This window comes from Synechococcus sp. (assembly GCF_982614295.1).
The window spans coordinates 1-20662 of the sequence record NZ_CEXBMR010000001.1; the positions used below are offsets into that span (position 1 = coordinate 1).

Below are 20662 nucleotides of genomic sequence, written 5' to 3' on the forward strand. Positions count from 1 at the left end.
GGCGGCGGCTACGGTGGCGGTGGCGGCGGCTACGGCGGCGGTGGCGGCGGCGGTGGTCGTCCCAGTGGCGGTGGCGGAAACCGCTACTAAGCCGTTTTCACAAGGCCAAATTCAAATATCAAATTTTGCCACCCTCAATGGGTGGCTTTTTTTTGCAAAACCCCCACTTTTAGGCAAGCGTTTTGTATCGGTTGCTACCTCCACACCCACGAAAATTAAAAAACGTGCCTTCCATGGCATATGTGGGGTAGTCAAGGGCTTTAAGTAGTAACCGAAAATCATTTGAATCCATGCCTTCGCCCCAGCGTCTTAGTGCTATTGAGCAGATCCAGCTGCGTGGTTCTTATCCAGCTGAAACAGCTAAGCCCCTAGACGAACTTTGGGGCAAAAACGTCTTCACATTGGAGAAGATGAAAAAGGCTTTACCTAAAGAAGAATTCAAGCTGGTGCAGCGCACCATCCGTGAAGGGGGAAAGCTTGATCCCTCCGTTGCAAATGCTGTTGCCCAAGCAATGAAAGACTGGGCAACAAGCCATGGAGCTCTGTATTACGCCCATGTTTTCTATCCCCTTACAAATTCCACTGCTGAAAAACATGATGGCTTCATCGCGCCTCAAAGCGATGGAACCGTAATTTCAGAATTCACCGGCAAATTGCTTGTGCAGGGGGAACCTGATGGTTCATCTTTCCCCAATGGTGGATTACGTTCCACCTTCGAAGCAAGGGGCTACACCGCCTGGGACATCACAAGCCCTGCATATTTAATGGAAACCCCAAATGGGGTAACACTTTGCGTTCCCACAGTTTTTGTATCGTGGACCGGCGAAGCTCTTGATAAAAAGACTCCTTTGTTGCGCTCCAACGCAGCGATGAACCGCCAGGCAAAGCGTCTTTTAACTTTGCTTGGAAACACTGAAGTTGCTCCGGTTAATTCAAGTTGTGGAGCCGAGCAGGAATACTTCCTCATAGATCAGGCCTTTCTAAATTTGCGACCTGATTTACTGCTAGTTGGCCGTTCATTATTTGGTGCACCTTCCGCAAAAGGGCAGCAATTTGATGATCATTATTTCGGTGCAATACCTGAAAGGGTTCAGGTATTCATGCAAGACGTTGAGCAACAGCTCTATCGGCTTGGCGTACCTTGCAAAACCCGCCACAACGAAGTGGCACCAGGTCAATTTGAAATTGCCCCAGTGTATGAGGCAGCAAATGTTGCAACAGATCACCAACAGCTGATCATGACGCTGCTGCGCAGCACAGCTAAAAAACATGGCATGGCCTGCCTACTTCATGAGAAACCCTTTGCTGGCATCAATGGATCTGGGAAACATGTCAATTGGTCTGTTGGGAATTCAACTCAGGGCAATTTGCTAGATCCAGGCAACACGCCCCACGAAAATATGCAGTTTTTATTGTTTTGTGGTGCTGTAATCAGAGGCATTCATCGCTTTGGCCCTTTACTGCGCTCTGTTGTTGCAACCGCTGGAAACGACCATCGACTTGGTGCAAATGAAGCACCTCCAGCAATTATTTCTGTGTATCTCGGCAGCCAATTGGAGGATGTATTTAATCAAATCCGTGAGGGAGAACCTAAATCTTCCTCTACGGCTGGAGTGATGCAAATGGGTGTGGATACTCTGCCCGAATTCCAAAAGGACCCGGGTGATCGCAACCGCACCTCACCATTTGCATTCACAGGTAATCGTTTTGAATTTAGAGCTGTTGGTTCGGGTCAATCAGTGGCAGGTCCCCTGGTGGCTATGAACACAATTCTTGCCGATTCCTTGCAATGGCTTTGCGATGAACTTGAGCGTTGCATTCAAGGTGGAGCATCTTTACAAGACGCTTCCTTTGCAGTGCTTAAACAGATAATGCAGGAAAATGGTTCGGTAGTTTTTGGTGGCGACGGATATTCGGAAGAATGGCATCACAAAGCGGTGCATGAGAGGGGCTTAGAAAATTTGCCCACCTGCGCTGATGCACTTCCTGTATTGGAGAGGCCTGAAATTGCTGATCTATTTGAACGCCAAGGTGTTTTAAGCAGAGTGGAATTACAAAGCCGCTATGAAGTTTATGCAGAGCAATACATTCTTGCAATTGAGGTGGAAGCAAAATTAGCCCTGCGCATGGCCCGCACCCAAATACAGCCGGCCGTTCAAGGCAGCCTTGGGGATCTCAGCGGATCATTAATGGAGCAAAAGAGCTTGGGTTTACCAATAGACACAAGTTTGGCTGAACAGATCTCTTCCCTTAATAAAGATCTTCAAGATCAGATTGTTGTTTTGGAACAAGCCTTGAATAACCCACCCCATGGCAGCGCTGCCCATATGAAGCACTGCGCTGAAGTACTTTTGCCAATAATGCTTAAATTGCGTAAAGCTGCTGATTCTTTAGAACTATTGGTAGACGATGATCGTTGGCCATTACCCACCTATCAAGAGATGTTATTTATACGATAAATATTATTTTATTACTCAATACTATCAGGCGGAGTATGTTGTTTTTGCAGGCGATCAACGATCGCCTGAGCTATATGCTTACTATCGCTAGCTGGAACCACAACTTCTAAATATGCAGCATTTTGTTGCATATTTATATCTTTGAAGGCATTTTCCAACTCAGCAACACTTTCAACCCGAGCACACCACCAATTATCACAGCCCATAATTATTGGTAATTTACTGTAGCTCCATGGCGCCAATATGTTGTATTCATGATTGCGATCGCTGAGCATATCTTCTATACCATAACAACTATTATTCAAGATAATTACAACTGGCTTTACGCCATAACGCCCCATTACACCTATCTCCTGAGCTGTTAATTGATGAGCTCCATCTCCACTAAGTAATACAACTCTTTTTTCAGGTTGCGCCATTGCTACACCCATTGCAGCGGGGGTAGCCCATCCGATTGAACTCCATAACGTTTGATTTTCCATATCAACACCATCGGGCAAACGCAGGCTGCTAATTTGCAACATGCAACTTCCCGCCTCAAGCACAAGGACATCTTCACTGCGTAGAAAATTTTGTAAAAGTGGATAAAAATATTTAGCTGTAATTTGCTCAGCGCCTGTTCCAGTGTTCTTCAAAAATGCAGGCGGTTGGACGGGGCGACTCTCATTCCAATAACAATTAGAAGTTGCAGCAATCTTTGCATCAATTAATCCATCGAGCATATCTTGCAATGCAACACTTGTAAAAACAGATCCAGAGGATTGGACCCAGTCATAACGTATGCTTACCAATGATTTGGGGTTAATACCATCTGTCCATATGCCTGTATTTAAATCTTCTTGAATCAAACCGCCAATATCTAATACCAAATCAGATTCTTGTATAATTTGCTTCAATATAGCTGGTTGAGACATATCGCCGCTATATACACCTAGATATCCTGGATGGGATTCAGATAAAATCCCACGATCCATTGGTGAAGTTGCATAGGGGAGGCCACTAGATTCGAGAAATTTTTCAAAGGTATTAATTAAACCAAATCGAGATATCGTGCGCGTAGCCAATACTATTGGGTTTTTCGCTTTAACTAATTTATTTAACACATGTGTTAATGCTGCATTTAATTCTTCAGGGTCGCTTTGCCTTTGCCTAATTGTGCCAATTACGCTACCTTTTAATGGAATTCCAAGCACTGGCATTAAAGCTAAATCCATCGGAATTACTAAATATGCTGGCTGACTTTCCTCCAATGCTTTATCAATCACCCGCTCCAATTCCAGTACAACATTCTCAGGGCTAAGGCGTGCACTTACGCAGCAGGCAGCGCCTGAAAGGGGCTCAAAATTTCCAAATATTCCATCACCAAGGGTGTGATGGGCAACCAAGCCCTGTTTAACAATTCTTGTGCTTGGTGCTCCAACAATGTGAAACACCGGCACTCTTTCGGCCATAGCGCCCATAACACCATTTAAGGCACTTAGTTCTCCAACTCCGTAAGTAGTTGAAAGTATCGCGGCGCCCCTGCGTCTGGCATATCCGTCTGCTGCATAGGCAGCATTTAATTCATTGGCTGATGCAACCCAGGTTAAGCGCTGATCTTCTTCTACAGCATCATTAATAGGAAAGGAGTAGTCGCCTGGAACACCAAAAACCCTATCTATCCCCAGATCAGCTAAACGCTGCAACGTATAAGCAACAACTGAAATTTTCGTATTATTTACAACTTCTCTCATATTTTGGCTAGACAAGGCAGGACATGCGCTGCTCTAAGCGATTAACTACCTCTGGCCAACTCAAGTGAATGGGCTTTGTTGGAGCTTGCTTGATTAACTCACCATGAAAATTGGCAAGAATTTGATGGTGTAAGCGTGCCACTTCGTCGCGACGAATGCCTTTGGGTAATTCGCAAACCATCAGGGCATGACCATGGCGATCTGTGAGTGTGATGTGTTGGGCGACAGCAAAAGACATGGAACAGATCGCGAGCGATGCAGCATTCCTAAGCCGGTAAAGGATCAAAACCCAAAACCCTTACATTTAATTTGGTTTCCACACCAAATAAGGCTTTTTTAGTAAAGACGGCTTAACACAAATTCTGGTAGGTCTAGCAGTGCAGCCTTTGCTTCTGATGGGGCGAGGAAATCTAAGCAAGCTCCGGCTTCATGGCTAAATTTCTCAGCCAGCTCACGGGAGCGAGCAATCCCTCTACTTTGATGCACAAGGGCAAGGGCTTGTTCTAGATCACCAGCTTCGTTGAATTCCCGCTCAATCAAACCGGAAAGCGCAGGAAATTCTTCCATCGCGTAGATAACAGGTGCCGTGAGAGTGCCCGATGCAAGATCAGAGGCAGCCGGTTTGCCAAGTTGAGCATCATCAGCTGTAAAATCGAGAATATCATCCACAACTTGAAAAGCTAAACCTAAAAGCCTTCCGAATTCATAAAGTAATTTCAATTCAGCAGTTGGTAAATCAGATAGCACCCCTGCAGCTTTTGAACTGTTGGCTATTAAAGATGCAGTTTTCCGATAACTTTTATCCAAATATGAACCTAAGCTTTGCCCAGTATCAAAACGGTAGAGGCCCTGTCGAATCTCTCCTTCAGCAAGATCCATAATTACTCTGGATAACAATTTAACAACTTCCAAATTATCTAAATTTGCCAGGTGCCAACTTGATTGGGCGAACAGAAAGTCGCCTGCCAACACTGCAACTCGATGGCTAAATCTACTGTGAACAGTGGCGACTCCCCGGCGAGTGTCTGCCTCATCCACTACATCGTCGTGAACCAACGAGGCTGTATGGATCATTTCCGTAATTTCTGCCAAGCGTCGATGCCTGGGCCCCAGTTCACCGTTGGGAGACAGTGCCCGCGACAACAAAAGCACAATGCCTGGCCTGAGCCGCTTTCCACCGGCGCTAAATAAATGTTCAGCTGCAGCTTGCAAGATCGGATGGCCGGCGCCGATCAATTCACGTAAATCGCTCAGTAGATCCTCCAAATCAGATTCAACAGGCTGAAGTAGTTCTGCAACTGTTGTCATGTAATCACCCTTATCAATAGATCTTAGGGGGCTCAACCTGCTTGCTGAAGTTTCACCCACTCCACTTTTTGGCTAGCTCCAAGCCAATGCTCTAGCCCTGCTGCAAAGGGTTCAGGATCACCGGTAACGAGAAAGCGGCAACCGCTAAAGGCATCGGCGCCATGGGGAAGAGGCGCTGGCAGCATTTCGCTAAGCACATCAACGGCGGCAATAGCAGGATCAACCAATTCAATATGTGATGGCAGAAGCTGTTGCAATAGAGGTTCCAAAAGTGGGTAATGGGTGCAGCCCAGCACGATGGTTTCCACCTCAGCGGCCAAAAGTGGCTCAAGGTAGTTCTTGGCTGCTTCGATTAGGGCCCCGCTGCCTAGATCGTGTCTTTCGATAGCTGGTACAAAAAAGGGACAGCCCACTTCAACAACGATGATCTGAGTGTTTGCAGACCTAAAGGCCTTGCCATAGGCGCCACTGCCGGCAGTAGCCGGGGTTGCCAGAACACCAACACGAGAGGCTTTTACAACCTTGGCTACTGCCTCAATTAAACCCACCACAGGCCCACCTGCGGTGGCCTCAGCCACATCCAGTGCCAGTGCGTTGGATGTGTTGCAGGCCATCAATAAAGCCTGGCTGCCCTGCTTTTTCAAATAGCTGGTTAACTCAGCTGCAATACCGCGAATTTCGGCAGCGCTGCGGCCGCCATAGGGAACTCGTGCTGTATCGGCTAAATAAATACAGGGCTGGCCAGGACGCAAAGCGAGCAATCGTCTTAAAACTGTGAGGCCGCCAAGGCCGCTGTCAAACATTCCAAGTACTGCATCTGCAGACAATCCCTGCTGCAAGTTCAACCTTCAAGCCTCAAATAATCAAGGATTCCAGCAGCAATGGCCAGGGATAACTGACGGCGATGGGCAGGATCGATCATGTCGGCAGCATCATCAGAGCCAGTAAGAAATCCAACCTCAACCAGCGAGGAGGGCATTCGAGTGGCCTTTATTACATAAAAACGACCCTCTTTTACGCCTCGATCAGTGCGGCGCACCGTTTTGAGCAGTGATGAATGAATTGCACTGGCCAAATTTCTACCTTTTAGGCTCTGAAAATAGAATGTTTCAAGTCCATTCACATCTGGCCTGCTCATACTTAAGGCGTTGGCGTGAATGCTGACAAAGGCGTCGGCGCCACTGTTGTTTGCAAGTTGCACTCTCGGTGGCAGATCCACATCGATATCGCCACTTCGGGTGAGCAAAGCCTCTACACCTTTGCTGCGCAGCAGTTCAGCAACTTGCAAAGAGATCTCCAAAACCACATCTTTCTCCTGGTTTCCGCCAATTCCCACCGCCCCTGGATCTGGCCCGCCGTGGCCTGGATCTATAACAATTCGAAATCGCCCGCTGTTCACCTGGGGCAGGTCGCTTGCTTGCATTGTGCGTAGGGGCGGACGCGGCGAAAGTTGTGTTTCACCTGGTTTGTAACCAGGCACAGGCATTGGCACAACTGGGTCAACCCGATCAACGTTGCCTTCACCGAATGCGATGAATCCTCCCAACTGATTGGGAAGTTGCAGTTTCCATTTGTTGCTATCAACTCCCTCTAATTTCAATTGGGTGGGATCTAACTGCGTTCCAGGCAAAAATTCAATTACAAGCCTTGTGATGCCAGGCTCCGGCGCTCCGATTCGCACCTGTTTGATCGGGCCTGCCCCTGCAATATTTCGCGGGCGCGTAGGGGTGCCGGGAAAATTAATCCATAGTCTGGGGCCACGATTATCTCCCCCTGCATCAAAAAAAGCGGTGAGATTCACATTTGGTGTTGTACGCAGCTCCAACACACCATCAGCATTAATACGCCATGCGCCTAAAGCACTAAACGCACGAACTGGCGAAGCAAAAAGAACAGCCAGGGCTACAAAAGTCGCAAAACTGCATCGCCGCCAGTGCTTAATCATTCCTGAATTCAGAACAAGCTTGAACGCCTATGCCGCAGGCTCGGCATCTGAGCCCTAACCCGCTGTAGGTGGCTTGGATCAACCGGTGCAACAGCAGCTCCAGGGCTGACCCCAGCATCGGCTAACACCGTGCCCCACGGATCGATAACAAGGGCATGGCCATGGCTTTGACGGCGTCCATAGTGCAGGCCCGTTTGAGCTGGCGCAAGTATGTAGGCGGTATTTTCAATAGCTCTCGATTGCAGCAATACCTGCCAATGATCTTTGCCTGTGTAAGCGGTGAAAGCAGCTGGCACCATTATTAATTCAGCCCCGGCTCCCACCAGATGCCGATAAAGCTCTGGGAAGCGCACGTCGTAGCAAATAGACAGCCCAATTTTGCATAAACCAGGCACTGCAACAACAGGTGGCAATTCGTCGCCAGAGCAAACGGTGGCCGATTCCGTGAATTTGTTTCCGTCTGGAAGATCAACATCAAAAAGGTGAATCTTGTCGTAACGAGCAAGCAAAAGCCCATCAACGCCAACTAATTCTGAACGGTTGTAAGTGAGCTTTTCCCCTGCCGGCACCGGGAAACCGCCGCCCAAGAGAGTTACTTGATATCGACGCGCCATGGTTACCAAAAAGCGACTGCAACGCTCCGCAAGACTTGGGGCTAATTCAATTTTGCGAAATTCTTCACCCATAAAGGCAAAGTTTTCGGGTAGGCCCACCAAATCAGCACCGCGGCGGGCCGCTAACTCAATCAATTCCTCGGCCTGGGCAAAGTTGGCATCCGGATCAGGGGTGCTATTCATTTGCAAGGCTGCTGCAAGGAAGCTGCTCAAAACTCAAGTGTTCTTCTATTCAAACTTTACCCAGCTTCAGGATGGCTTCAAAACACCTGGCTCGCTTTGCTTTGGTACTACTTCAAGGCTGTCTAGAGCAGCGCAGCAAGCAAAATCAGCGTCGTGATCACCTAATCGCTCCAATCGCTGGCCATGACTGGCCAGGCGGAGCGCCTGTTCCGGCTGGTGCTGCCATTGGCTCCACAAAGCATGGGCTGCACAAAATTCATCGTTAGCAGCAATCGTTTTCAAATCCATTCCCCCCTGGCCCAGCAATGCGGCTGCAAGCGCTCCGGCGGCAAGGCTATCTTCCAAGGAGTAGTCGCCTTCCCAGCCGCTTCCCACCAGCCAAACGGTTTCAGGTGCTTGCTGAAGCAAGCGCTTTGCAACAGCGGATCTATTCACCAGTGCGGCGGTAACAAGAAGAGGTGCAGTTTGCACTCGATCGAGGGCCCTAGTGCCGTTTGTAGTGCTCACGAAAATTCTTTTCCCGGCAACAATCTCAGCGGTTACCGCCAAGGGTGAGTTACCCAGATCAAAGCCCTCCAGGCGGCTCCCACCCCTCTCTCCAGCCCGCAAGCAGAGCTGTTGCGGCCAGGCAGCAGCAGCGGCGTTGAGTTCGTCAAGATTGGCAAAAGCCTGCACAGCTTCTGCGCCGTTATGGAGTGCCCAGGCCATGGTGCTGGTGGCCCGCAACACATCAATCACCACGGCTGCTGCTGCCATGGAGCCAGAAGGCACCCGCTCGGGGGTGTGGAAATAGGAAACACGCATCGCACAGGGCACGGGCTAGGTGCGCCACAGTAGGAGCCACCTTTCTTGATACAAATGGCGCAGCGCACCCTGCGTGATTTTCTGAAGCTTCTGGAACAGCGGGGCCAGCTGCGCCGCATCAGCGCTCCTGTGAATCCCGACCTTGAAGTGGCTGCCATCGCAGACCGGGTTTTGGCGGCTGGAGGGCCGGCTCTTTTATTTGAAAATGTGATCGGCAGCCCCATGCCGCTTGTACTCAACCTTCTAGGCACCGTTGAAAGAGTTGTGTGGAGCATGGGCCTTGAGCGGGTTGAGGAGCTGGAGGAACTGGGCAGCAGACTCGCTTTATTGCAACAACCAAGGCCGCCAAAAGGCCTGCAGGAAACCGCTGCCTTCGGACGCGTGCTGTGGGATTTGGTAAAAGCTCGTCCAGATTTGGATTTATTCCCTCCCTGCCAGCAAATTATTCAAAAGGGGGATCAAATAAATCTCGATCAGCTACCCCTGATCCGCCCCTGGCCAGGCGACGCAGGCAGGGTGATCACCCTTGGCCTTGTGATCACCCGCGATCCGGAAACCCGTGTTCCAAATGTGGGGGTTTATCGCCTTCAACAGCAAAATGCCCACTCAATGACAGTGCATTGGCTCAGCGTGCGCGGCGGGGCCGGACATTTACGTAAAGCAGCTGCCAGGGGCGAAAAGCTGGAAATTGCCGTTGCCCTTGGTGTGCATCCCCTATTGGTAATGGCGGCAGCAACACCGATTCCAGTGCAACTTTCGGAATGGTTATTTGCGGGGTTATATGCAGGCCAGGGTGTGCATCTGGCTCGTTGCAAAACGGTTGATCTCGAGGTGCCAGCCCACAGTGAAATTGTGCTGGAGGGCACGATCACCCCGGGTGAAACAGGCCCAGATGGCCCTTTTGGCGACCACATGGGGTTCTACGGCCTAGAAGAAGCATCACCACTTGTGCGATTCCACTGCATAACGCAGCAAAAAAATCCTGTGATGCTTACAACATTTAGTGGTAGGCCCCCTAAAGAGGAGGCGATGCTTGCTATCGCCCTGAATCGGATTTACACGCCGATCCTGCGCCAGCAAGTTCCTGAGATCATTGATTTCTTCTTGCCTATGGAATCGCTCAGCTACAAATTGGCGGTTATTTCAATTAACAAGGCATATCCGGGCCAAGCAAAAAGGGCGGCGATGGCTTTTTGGAGCGCTTTACCGCAATTCACCTACACCAAATTTGTGGTGGTGGTTGATCAACAAATAAATGTGAGAGATCCCCGCCAAGTGGTGTGGGCTATCGCCGCTCAAGTTGATCCCCAAAGGGATTTATTCGTGTTGCAAGATACCCCCTTCGACTCCCTTGATTTCGCCAGCGAAAGACTCGGTTTGGGCGGGAGGTTGGCTATCGATGCCACCACGAAGATCGGCCCCGAAAAACGCCACGACTGGGGAAAGCCATTAAGCAGAAGTGCTGATCTGGAAAAGCAAATAAGCGCTCGCTGGGAGGAATTAGGTTTAATGGATATAGGCCTTGAAGCTGATTCAGGAAACGTAGTTACGCCGGATCCCAGTTTATTTGGCCTACAACTTGAACATGTGCTTGAACGCTTAGCAAGCCAAGGGGCTAAGCGATAAAGAGTTAACCATCAATGCTTACAAGGGCAGGAACGATTGCTTTAAGGGCCCTTGTGGAACTGGCCCGCCATCCTGGCAGCAAGATATCGGGCCCTGAATTAGCGGCTCGCCAAGGCTTGCCTGCAGCAATGGTGGAGCGCTTGCTTTTAATTATGAGAAGAGCGGGGCTCGTAGATGCGAGCAGGGGGCGCAGCGGGGGGTATCAACTAAAAGTTAGCCCTCAAGAGCTTTATCTAGAAGCGGTACTCAGCGCTGTTGGTGGTTGGCGACAAGTGGCGGTAATAAACGACATCCCTGCAAATCAGCCCTCTGCAGCAGCAATCGCCGGCGATCATCTGGAGCTGCAGCTGCAACAAAGACTGCTGCGGGCAATGCAAAAGGAGCTGGCAGCTTTAAGTCTTGCGGAATTGCTCTACGACCAACGCAGCTTGGAAGCCGCCTTAAACCCCGAGGGGGGGCTGATGCTCGGCTGATCCATAGGATTTGGGCTTACAGCCCCACCACCTTTATGGCAATCGGTAGCAAAAAAATTTGCGGTGCAGTCGCAAATTTAAGGGGAACCATCCGCGTGCCCGGTGATAAATCGATATCCCATCGTGCTTTGTTATTTGGTGCAATCGCTGAAGGCAACACCGAAATTGAGGGGCTATTGCCAGCTGAGGATCCCCTCAGCACCGCCAACTGTCTCAGGGCTATGGGGGTAGAGGTATCTGAAATTTCAGTAGGTGCAAAGGTTCTTGTTAAAGGTGTGGGATTAAACGGGCTTCAAGAGCCCGAATCGATCCTCAATTGCGGCAATTCAGGCACCACTATGCGCTTGATGTTGGGCCTGATAGCCGGATGCCATGGGCGTCACTTCATCCTTGATGGAGATCAATCCCTGCGCAATCGCCCGATGGGGCGAGTAGCAAAACCTCTAGGGCAAATGGGGGCCCAAATCAGCGGCAGGAAGCAGGGCAATCTGGCTCCTCTGGCAATCACTGGATCAGCGCTGAAGGGAAAAACCTTGCACACGCTTGTGGCTAGCGCCCAGGTAAAAAGTGCGCTGCTGCTGGCTGCATTAACGGCAGAGGGCCCCACAACGGTGATTGAACCCAGCCTCTCAAGAGACCACAGCGAACGAATGCTGAGGGCTTTTGGAGCCCAACTTGTATCAAATCCCCTTGAACCCGAAGTGCATTTGCAACCCGGCCATCAGCTTCATGGTCAACGGGTTGTTGTGCCAGGAGACATAAGTTCAGCCGCTTTTTGGTTGGTGGCTGGATTACTCACTCCAGGAACAGAGTTAATCCTTGAAAACGTGGGTTTGAATCCCAGCCGCACAGGGATCCTCACAGTGCTTCAAGCGATGGGCGCAGCTGTGGAATGCCTCGACCACAGAGTGGTGGCGGGGGAGCCAGTGGGAGATCTACTGGTAAAAACCAGCCCACTAAATGCATTCACAATCGGTGGTGAATTGATTCCAACCCTCATAGACGAAATCCCGATCCTTGCCGTTGCAGCCCTTGCGGCGGAGGGCACCAGTGTGATCAAAGATGCCGCTGAATTGAGGGTGAAGGAAACGGATCGCCTAGCGGTGATGGCCCGTCAGTTGCGAGCGATGGGGGCTGAGATTGAAGAAACAGCAGATGGTCTTGTGATTCCAGGTTCGCAAAAACTAAGGGGGGCAATGCTCGATAGCGAAACAGATCACCGCGTGGCGATGAGCCTTGCTATCGCTGCACTAAATGCTGAAGGGCCAAGCCAAATTGCTAGGGCTGAGGCAGCTGCGGTTTCCTATCCAAGCTTTTGGGAACACTTAGCAAAAATCCAGGCCTAGTTACCGGTAGATTCCCGCCCAGTTGTTGATTGCTCATGCTGGCCGTAGCCGTGCTTGCCGCAGGGAAGGGTACCCGCATGAAAAGTAGTTTGCCAAAGGTGCTACAGCCGCTGGCTGGCGCCACCTTGCTTGAGAGGGTAATCAAATGCACAAACAGCCTTGAGCCAAATCGGCTCTTGTTGATAGTTGGGCATCAGGCTGAACGGGTGCAACAGCAGCTCCAAGCTCACCCAGGAAAACCAGAGTTTGTTATTCAACAACCTCAAAATGGCACTGGCCATGCCATTCAGCAGTTACTCGAGCCCCTAAATGATTTCAAAGGCGATCTGTTAGTGCTCAATGGTGATGTGCCTCTTCTGCGTGCTGAAACCCTTGAGAAATTATTGCAATTACACCGGAATAGTGGTTCATCAGTGAGCTTGTTAGCCGCTCATCTTGAAAATCCCAAAGGATATGGAAGAGTTTTTAGTAATGAGAATGGCAGAGTTGATCAGATCATTGAAGACAGGGATTGCGATGAATTACAGCGTTTAAATACATTGATTAATGCAGGAATTTATTGCTTTAAATGGACAGAATTGCAAAAGGTATTGCCAAAATTAAAAAGCGATAACGATCAAGGGGAGCTCTACCTCACAGATACCGTAAAACTTCTAGGTAATGCCATACATTTAGAAGTAAATGATATATCAGAAATTACAGGTATCAACGACAGATGCCAATTGGCTGAATGTGAATCATATCTACAGAAACGCCTTAGGGAGCATTGGCTTAAAGAAGGTGTAAGCTTTATCGATCCAACAAGCTGCACAATTTCAGAGGAAACAAGATTTGGTAAAGACGTAGTAGTTGAACCTCAATGTCACTTTCGCGGCGAATGCTCAATCGGCAATTTTTCAAAGATTGGGCCAGGCTCAGTAATCACAAATTCTGCAATAGGTGAAAATGTCAGCGTATTAATGTCTGTTATTAATGGCGCCACAATAGGAGATAACTGCAATATTGGACCATTTGCACACCTAAGGCCAGAAGCGATAATTGCAGCTGAGGTGCGTATTGGTAACTTTGTTGAAATCAAAAAAAGTAAAATCGCAACAGGCTGTAAAATAAATCATCTAAGTTATATAGGTGATGCAATTCTTGGTTCAAATGTAAATATTGGCGCCGGCACAATCACTGCAAACTATGACGGCAAATCTAAGCACATTAGCCTGATCGGAAATCAATGCAAAATAGGGGCAAATAGTGTATTAGTTGCTCCGATAGAAATCGGCAATAATGTGGTGGTTGGAGCGGGCTCTACTATTACTAAAAATGTGCCGGATGGGTCACTTGCCATAGCGCGATCACGTCAGTACACTAAAGAAGATTATCACGATTAAAATTTTATTATGGAAATTAAAAACTCACTTAATAATAATGCTTTTATTAAAAATTCATTATTTTCCCTTGTTTTAACAGGTTGCACAGGCGTTTTTGTGGTTGGCTGTCAGTTAAATAAGCCCCCTGAGAAAATTGCCCCTGCCCCCAGGCAAGTATCCGCCCTTGGCAGGCTTGAGCCAGAGAATAAAGTGCGCAAAATTTCACTGCCAAGCTCTCTTTCTGGAGATCGAATCGAAAAATTATTTGTAGAAGAAAATCAAATAGTTAAAGCTGGTACAGCTCTTGCCATACTTAATAGCCAGGCGGCAAGGCAAGCGAGCCTTCAGGAAGCGAGGCAGGAAGTAAAAGTAGCTCAAAGTGAATTAAACCTGGTTAAATCAGGTGCAAAAAAAGGTGAAATTGGTGCCCAGGAATATAAAGTTCAAAGTTTAGAGCGTCAATTAGCAGGTGAAACACTTTCCTTAAACGCAGAAATCAGCTCAGCTCGCTCAAAACAAAAGGAAGCAAAACTGGAAGCCGAGCGCTACGAAGCGCTATTTAAAGTTGGTGGTGTGTCTGAAATACAAAGGGATCGATATCGCACAAGGGCAGATGTTACCGATTCAGATCTTGCCAAAGCCATAAGTAACCGTAACCAAAGCCTTAGCACTATGCAAGCAGATATCAATAGTGCTCGCAATACACTCGCACAAATAAAAGATATTAGGCCGGAAGAAGTAAGCAAGGCTCAGAATCAACTAGAGAAAGCACTTGCCACGCTTAACAGAGTAAATCAAGAATACAACGATACAATAATAAGAGCGCCCGAGGATGGTCAAATATTGAAAATCAATGCAAGACCTGGTGACAAAGTTGGAGATGAGGGGTTACTTGAAATGGCAGATACCGCCAATATGGTTGTTGTTGCAGAGGTATATCAAACAGATTTACCTAAAATAAGTAAAGGGCAATTAGCCACCATAACTGTTGACGGATTTAACGGCACGATCAGAGCTAAAGTATATCAACTTATTCCTCAGGTAAAACGCCAATCTGTTTTCGCAGGTGAACCTGGGGAAAACATGGACCAACGGGTGTTTGAAGTAAAATTAAAACTATTAACTAATGCAAAACAGGCAGAAAAAATTCGACTTGCATCAAATCTTCAAGTAAATGTTGTATTTGATAAAGCGAAGGTAGATAAATTATGAAATTTTCAATTCGCAATCTTTTCAAACAAACCCCCGTGGCGTGGCTGCAGGTGAGCAATAACCCAGCCAAAATGTCTATCGCATTGGCTGGTATTGGATTTTCAAATTTATTAATATTCTTCCAACTGGGCTTAATGGATAGTATTTATAATAGCCAACGTAAACCTATTGAAAAGCTTTCAGCAGACTTAACAATGGTAAGTTCTGGCTACAGCAATCTAGGATCTTTACAAGAATTCGATCGCAGCAGGCTTTATCAGGCTCTAGGCGTTAGTGGTGTAGCAGCAGTGTCACCGCTCCGAATTGCTAGGGGTAGCTGGATAACTCCTGAAACCAAGCAAAAGTTTGATATTTTTATTTATGGCGTAGGCCTGGACAGAACAACGCTTAATTTTCCTGAAATTGAAAATAATTTATATAAGATACAACCTCTAGGCACAGCATTTTTTGATCGTAATGCAAAAAAACAATATGGTGATATATTTACAAAATTAAAGAGCAACAGATCAATTCCAGTTGAAGTAAATGATAAATCAATTAAAATTGTTGATACTTTTAGCCTAGGCGCAACATTCTCAGCTGATGCAAATTTAATTACTAGTGATTCAACATTTTTATATCTATTTCCTAATCAGCAAGCAAGAAAAATTCAACTTGGACTGATTCACCTTAAACCTGGTGCATCAGCAATTTCGATTCAAAAAGCGTTACAGCCATTGATGCCAAAAAATGTAAGAGTTCTAACGCGAGCTGAATTAGCAGATCTTGAGCTTTCCTACTGGAAAAAGAACTCTTCGGTGGGTTTTATATTCACGCTTGGTGTTTTAGTGGGTTTTGTTGTTGGTTCTATCATTGTTTATCAAATTTTATTTGGTGACGTGATGAACTCATTGCCTCAGTATGCAACATTGAAGGCAATGGGATATCGGGATTTGTTTGTAATTAGTATTGTTATTCAACAATCAGCCATTCTTGCTGTTGCAGGTTTTATACCTGGGGTTCTACTTTCAGCTGGCCTGTACGCTCTGCTTGCTAATGTTACAAAATTAACTATATACATGACAACCCTACGGGCTGTTCAGGTGCTGGGCCTTACCTTTATTATGTGTGTTGGCTCAGGCGCTCTCGCAACACGGAAATTGGTTAAATTAGACCCTGCGGATGTATTTTAAATGAACAATACTACTCCATCTGATATACAACAAACGCCAATTATTTCCCTTAGAGATGTAAATCATTGGTTTGGTAGTGACGAGAACCGAAAGCATGCCCTAAAAGATTTAAGCCTGGATATTTATCCTGGCCAAATAATTATCTGCACAGGGCCCTCCGGTTCAGGTAAAACTACACTTCTCACAATGTTAGGGGGATTGCGATCATGCCAAGAAGGTAGCCTAAAAATACTAGGTGAAGAGTTAAATGGTGCCAGTAAAAAACAGCTCGCACTATTGAGGCTAAATGTTGGTTTTATATTTCAAGCCCATAATTTAATGATGTTTCTTAATGCAAGAAAAAATGTACGTCTTTCTCTTGAACTGCATGAGCAATACTATTCAGAGAATATGGATCAAATCGCTGATGATATGTTAAACAAAGTTGGCTTAGGTGATAGGGCCGATTATTTTCCGGCAAAGTTATCCGGCGGCCAAAGGCAACGGGTAGCAATCGCCCGTGCCCTTGTAAGCAAACCAAAAATTCTCTTGGGCGATGAGCCAACAGCAGCACTTGACAAAGAATCTGGTAGAGCGGTTGTAAAATTAATGCAAGAGTTAGCAAAAGAACAACAAACCACAATAATCATGGTTACCCATGACAATAAGATTCTTGATGTAGCCGATCGAATAATTATTGTTGAAGAAGGTCGTTTAGCAAATGAACAGCAAGAGGAAGCTTTTCTAAAGAAAATGAAAAGTAGCGATCATTAATTATTAGCAATCTAAAAGTGGAATCATCTTCTCTAAAGCTATTGCTCTACTTGCTTTAAGGAGCAAATAATCACCAGGTTTAAGAATCTTTTGCAATTGCTCTGCTGCGGCCTCTGGAGAATTCACTCGCCTTACTAAATCCAGCCCGGATGCACCTGCCATCAATGCCTCTGCTTCATTGTCTGCAGCAAGCACGAACAATCCATCAAGAGCTAATGCCAATGCGCGTTCTCCAACCAATCGGTGCAAGGCCTCGCTTTTATCACCCAATTCCAACATTGTGCCAATTACGGCAAAACAACGGCCGGGTTGCTGAGCCAACAAAGATAAGCTTGCTAAAACTGCCTCAGGAGAAGCATTATAAGTTTCATCAAGCACAGTAACTCCTGATAGTTTTCCTTGCAAAGCAATTGTGCGAGCCCTACCGCCTGGCAGCTGCACTTCAAGCTTACAAAGGCTATTTAGTTCAACAGATAATTCTTTAGCAACTGCAATTGCAAGTAACAAATTTCGGGCATTATGAGCACCAGCTAAAGGCAAATCTACCGTAAGTGATTGCTCATTAAGAAGCATTTGTTTTCCATTAGAACTTATCTGGCCAATGAGCTCAGCAGCAGGTGTGCCAACTCCTAACTCATCATCATTTAAGGCAACCCGCATCACCCTGCCGCTATAAACCCGCGCTATTGCTGCTTCTAGCAATGGATCACCAGCTGGAATTACCAAAAGACCATGGGGATCAAGTGAAGCGGTAATTTCACACTTGGCTTTTGCAATCGCTTCACGGCTACCAAGGCGACCTATGTGAGCAGTGCCAATATTTGTAATTACAGCAATAGATGGTTCTGCGCAGCGGCTAAGGCGATCGATCTCACCTAAGCCGCGCATACCCATTTCCAGCACTACAGCAGCCAATGGCGGCCGCGCCCTCAGCAGGGTTCGGGGTACACCAATATCATTATTTTCATTGCCGCTACTGGCTTCCACCTTGCCAAGGGGGTTCAGGCAGGCCTTAATTAATTCACGGGTGGTTGTTTTTCCTGCTGATCCAGTTACTGCTACAACAGGAAGTTGCATAAATTGACGCCAGAGCAAGGCAACCTTTTGAAACGCATCAGTGGTGTCTTCGACCCGAAGATATGCAAGTTGTTCTGGAATTTCCCCTGGCCAATTACTTGCCACAAGGGCTCCTGCTGCCCCAACTGCAACAGCTGCATCAAGAAAATTATGACCATCAAAGTGCTCTCCCCTTAGCGGAACAAATAAATCACCGGGCTGCAAGGCGCGGCTATCGGTGCAAACATTTTCAAAACTCCAGCCGAGAGTGCCGGGATCTAAAGCTGATCCGCGACGTTCAATTGGCTTCCCAAATAAATCAGCCAAATCTTGCAGGCAAAGAAAATTACTCATGGAATTATGGGAATGAACATAATCATGCCTTGCCCCACCTGGGCAGAGCGACCCAAAATAACGCCATCCTGGGTTTGCAATTCCAATTTACTAAATCCAATTGAATTAGTTTTTTCTAACCAGATATCTGCCTGTTCTTGCATTTTAGTTACAGTTAATTTTTGAAAGCTTACGGTTGGGATTATGAGCAGTCGCCCTTCCTCTGGATAGGGCTGCAGGGAAGCAATTAGTGGCAAATCAGCGTTTGGCTGTAATAAATCTAGTAATCTATCGATTACTGGATCAGTGCTTAAATCAAGGCTTGGAGTTGAATATTGGATAGATAATTCTTCATCTTCTATAGATGGATTAGAACTTACTTTGATTTGCTCAGGATTAAGCAACGCATCTATATTTAATGTGGAATCCGATTTACTTTGTTTAGTAGGTTGTAAAATATTGGTTAATAGCAAGCTGATTAGTAGTACAAATACTAAAGAAAGCAAGGGCCAGAAAAATGGCTTTAAATTTGTTGGCCAAAAAGTGGGTGAAAAGAGATCACCTGCAGCATTGCGTCTCCAAAGTTCTTGAATACTTAACCTCAATTGTGCAAGTACAGCTGGTAGGTCTTTTTTTAAGTTTTCCCCCAATATCCGTAAGGGGCTACGCCAGGGGATTGGCAGCAGGGAAGGGGGCCCAGATTGGCGGGGATTGACTTCCGCCATCAACCACCGTTACGACGCAGCAGCGAAAGCGGATTAAAACGACGTTGAGGGGCAAGTTGAGGAGAGGGAGTGGGATCCAGTGCTTCTGCCGCAGCTCTAGCAGCCAATTGTTCCGGCGGTTGCTGGATTGAAAATTGAGCTACAGCGCTGGCCTCAGGCGTTGGTTCTTTTAAGCCACATACGTCTTTGTACATCGCGTCGTAGTCAAGCGCTGAACGCTCCCAGCTGAAATCCAAAGTCATCACCCGACGCATCAACTTTTGCCAGCTATCGCGGTGGCGATAAGCCTCCCAGGCCCGCACCAATGCCGTATACAAATCAATTGCCTCATAACGATCAAAACAGAAGCCGTTACCGGATTGCAAAGTTGGATCGTAAGGGGGAACCGTATCAACCAATCCCCCTACACGCCGCACTACAGGGATAGTGCCGTAGCGCATAGCAAGCAGCTGACTAATGCCGCAAGGTTCAAAACGGGAGGGCATTAAAAATGCATCACTCCCTGCATATATCAGTCTTGATAAATCATCGTCGTAGGTGAGAAAAGCGGCAAAACGTCCTGGGTGGGAACTGGCCATCTGCCATAAACCGGATTCGTAGTGGCGATCCCCAGTACCCAGCACCACCAATTGGGTATCGGTGTAGGCAAGTAGCCGTTCTGCCACCTGTAACAAAAGATCTACTCCCTTTTGATCCACTAGCCGGCTCACCATGCCGATTACAAAAGTATTGGGGTTAACTCCCAAGCCCATGCGCTGTTGCAGAGCCTGCTTATTAATTGCCTTCCCTGATAAATCAGCAACGCTGTAGGTGGCAGGTATTCGGCTATCTGTACTGGGATTCCAATCTTTAAGGTCTATTCCATTCAGAATTCCTCGCAACTTACCGCTAATAAAATTCAATAATCCATCTAACTTTTCTCCGTATTGAGGTGTTCGTATTTCCTCGGCATAGGTGGGAGATACTGCATTTACACGATCTGCGTAAAGAAGAGCAGCGGCCATCGTGTGATCACCTTGCATATACCAAGGACACCAGGTCATCCGCTCCAACTTCCAACGCCAAGGTCCCTGATATTTGAGGTTGTGGATTGTGAAAATAGTTGCAATTTCAGGATCTTGATGCATCCACACCGGAATCATGCCTGTATGCCAATCGTGGCAATGAAGCACCTGAGGTTTCCAGCAATTCCATGCAAATTCAGCAGTTGCACTAGCAAAAAATGTAAAGCGCCAATCCTCATCTTCACCGCCGTAGATGCGTTCACCATCAAAGACGGGATGACCAACTAAGTAGATGGTTAGTCCGTTGCTGGGATGTTTTGTTTCATATACGGCGAAATCTGTGCCCATAGTTTGGCCCCGCCAGATGGGCTCCTTGCTCACCTGCAAACGCGACCACAGCTTGCCGTAGCCGGGCATGATTATGCGTACGTCGTGGCCAAGGACCGCCAGGGCTGGTGGCAGGGAACCCAGCACATCTCCCATGCCCCCCACCTTCACCATTGGGGCACATTCGGCAGCTGCGAAAAGTACGCGCATCTGATACGGGTTTTAAAT

At 47.4% G+C, this 20662-nt stretch carries 18 protein-coding genes; 8 read left to right on the forward strand and 10 right to left on the reverse strand.

Features of this window, described 5'->3' with window-relative positions; translation table 11 throughout:
• Nucleotides 1–290 precede the first annotated feature (290 nt).
• On the forward strand, nt 291–2459 hold the full coding sequence (locus AC2JC8_RS00005; RefSeq protein WP_484400298.1) for a glutamine synthetase III family protein: 2169 nt from the start codon (nt 291–293) through the stop codon (nt 2457–2459).
• 11 nt (nt 2460–2470) lie between these two features.
• Here the strand turns inward: AC2JC8_RS00005 and AC2JC8_RS00010 are convergent, their stop codons facing one another.
• The 7 genes from AC2JC8_RS00010 to AC2JC8_RS00040 form a co-directional block, all read right to left on the reverse strand.
• A complete protein-coding gene (locus tag AC2JC8_RS00010) occupies nt 2471–4207 on the reverse strand; it encodes an alpha-keto acid decarboxylase family protein (protein ID WP_484594003.1) in 1737 nt (578 codons plus the stop codon).
• Nucleotides 4200–4430: a hypothetical protein gene (locus AC2JC8_RS00015; protein WP_484594004.1), complete on the reverse strand. Its 231-nt coding sequence runs from the start codon at nt 4428–4430 to the stop codon at nt 4200–4202. Before AC2JC8_RS00015 ends, AC2JC8_RS00010 begins: the two co-directional genes overlap by 8 nt.
• A 98-nt stretch (nt 4431–4528) precedes the next feature.
• On the reverse strand, nt 4529–5500 hold the full coding sequence (gene sds, locus AC2JC8_RS00020; RefSeq protein ID WP_484594020.1) for a solanesyl diphosphate synthase: 972 nt from the start codon (nt 5498–5500) through the stop codon (nt 4529–4531).
• A gap of 32 nt (nt 5501–5532) precedes the next feature.
• Nucleotides 5533–6303 (reverse strand): glutamate racemase, encoded by a 771-nt coding sequence (gene murI, locus AC2JC8_RS00025; protein WP_484419747.1) that lies wholly within the window; start codon nt 6301–6303, stop codon nt 5533–5535.
• Between the two features lie 38 nt (nt 6304–6341).
• Nucleotides 6342–7445, reverse strand: coding sequence for an N-acetylmuramoyl-L-alanine amidase (locus AC2JC8_RS00030; protein WP_484594005.1), 1104 nt, complete (start codon nt 7443–7445; stop codon nt 6342–6344).
• Nucleotides 7446–7453: 8 nt separating this feature from the next.
• Nucleotides 7454–8272: a carbon-nitrogen hydrolase family protein gene (locus tag AC2JC8_RS00035; protein ID WP_484400291.1), complete on the reverse strand. Its 819-nt coding sequence runs from the start codon at nt 8270–8272 to the stop codon at nt 7454–7456.
• 36 nt (nt 8273–8308) lie between these two features.
• Complete coding sequence (locus AC2JC8_RS00040) at nt 8309–9046, reverse strand: 2-phosphosulfolactate phosphatase family protein (protein WP_484400290.1); 738 nt, start codon at nt 9044–9046, stop codon at nt 8309–8311.
• Between the two features lie 54 nt (nt 9047–9100).
• On the opposite strand from AC2JC8_RS00040, the gene AC2JC8_RS00045 reads away from it, so the two are divergent.
• Genes AC2JC8_RS00045 through AC2JC8_RS00075 form a run of 7 tightly spaced genes read left to right on the forward strand, consistent with a single transcriptional unit; the run spans nt 9101 to nt 16989 of the window.
• Nucleotides 9101–10672 carry a UbiD family decarboxylase gene (locus AC2JC8_RS00045; RefSeq protein ID WP_484400289.1) on the forward strand — a complete coding sequence of 524 codons (1572 nt, stop codon included), beginning with the start codon at nt 9101–9103 and terminating at the stop codon, nt 10670–10672.
• A 14-nt stretch (nt 10673–10686) separates the two neighbouring features.
• Nucleotides 10687–11145, forward strand: a complete 459-nt coding sequence (locus tag AC2JC8_RS00050) for an RrF2 family transcriptional regulator (RefSeq protein ID WP_484400288.1) — start codon at nt 10687–10689, stop codon at nt 11143–11145.
• A 35-nt stretch (nt 11146–11180) separates the two neighbouring features.
• Entirely contained in the window at nt 11181–12491 is a 1311-nt protein-coding gene (gene aroA / locus AC2JC8_RS00055; RefSeq protein WP_484400286.1) for a 3-phosphoshikimate 1-carboxyvinyltransferase, read from the forward strand.
• 35 nt (nt 12492–12526) lie between these two features.
• Complete coding sequence (glmU, locus tag AC2JC8_RS00060) at nt 12527–13873, forward strand: bifunctional UDP-N-acetylglucosamine diphosphorylase/glucosamine-1-phosphate N-acetyltransferase GlmU (RefSeq protein WP_484400285.1); 1347 nt, start codon at nt 12527–12529, stop codon at nt 13871–13873.
• A gap of 9 nt (nt 13874–13882) precedes the next feature.
• A complete protein-coding gene (locus AC2JC8_RS00065; RefSeq protein ID WP_484400284.1) occupies nt 13883–15064 on the forward strand; it encodes a hypothetical protein in 1182 nt (393 codons plus the stop codon).
• Nucleotides 15061–16236 carry an ABC transporter permease DevC gene (gene devC, locus AC2JC8_RS00070; RefSeq protein ID WP_484594006.1) on the forward strand — a complete coding sequence of 392 codons (1176 nt, stop codon included), beginning with the start codon at nt 15061–15063 and terminating at the stop codon, nt 16234–16236. Before AC2JC8_RS00065 ends, devC begins: the two co-directional genes overlap by 4 nt.
• A complete protein-coding gene (locus AC2JC8_RS00075; protein WP_484400281.1) occupies nt 16237–16989 on the forward strand; it encodes an ATP-binding cassette domain-containing protein in 753 nt (250 codons plus the stop codon).
• Nucleotides 16990–16992: 3 nt separating this feature from the next.
• On the opposite strand, the gene AC2JC8_RS00080 is transcribed toward AC2JC8_RS00075, so the two are convergent.
• From AC2JC8_RS00080 to glgA, 3 genes are read right to left on the reverse strand one after another with little or no spacing between them, the layout of a single operon-like run.
• Nucleotides 16993–18399 carry a UDP-N-acetylmuramoyl-tripeptide--D-alanyl-D-alanine ligase gene (locus tag AC2JC8_RS00080; RefSeq protein WP_484594007.1) on the reverse strand — a complete coding sequence of 469 codons (1407 nt, stop codon included), beginning with the start codon at nt 18397–18399 and terminating at the stop codon, nt 16993–16995.
• The gene (locus AC2JC8_RS00085; RefSeq protein ID WP_484594008.1) at nt 18396–19103 is read right to left on the reverse strand and encodes a hypothetical protein; all 708 of its coding nucleotides are present in this window, start codon (nt 19101–19103) and stop codon (nt 18396–18398) included. Before AC2JC8_RS00085 ends, AC2JC8_RS00080 begins: the two co-directional genes overlap by 4 nt.
• Nucleotides 19103–20644 carry a glycogen synthase GlgA gene (glgA, locus tag AC2JC8_RS00090; protein WP_484419751.1) on the reverse strand — a complete coding sequence of 514 codons (1542 nt, stop codon included), beginning with the start codon at nt 20642–20644 and terminating at the stop codon, nt 19103–19105. The genes AC2JC8_RS00085 and glgA overlap by 1 nt, the downstream gene beginning before the upstream one ends.
• Nucleotides 20645–20662: the final 18 nt, after the last annotated feature.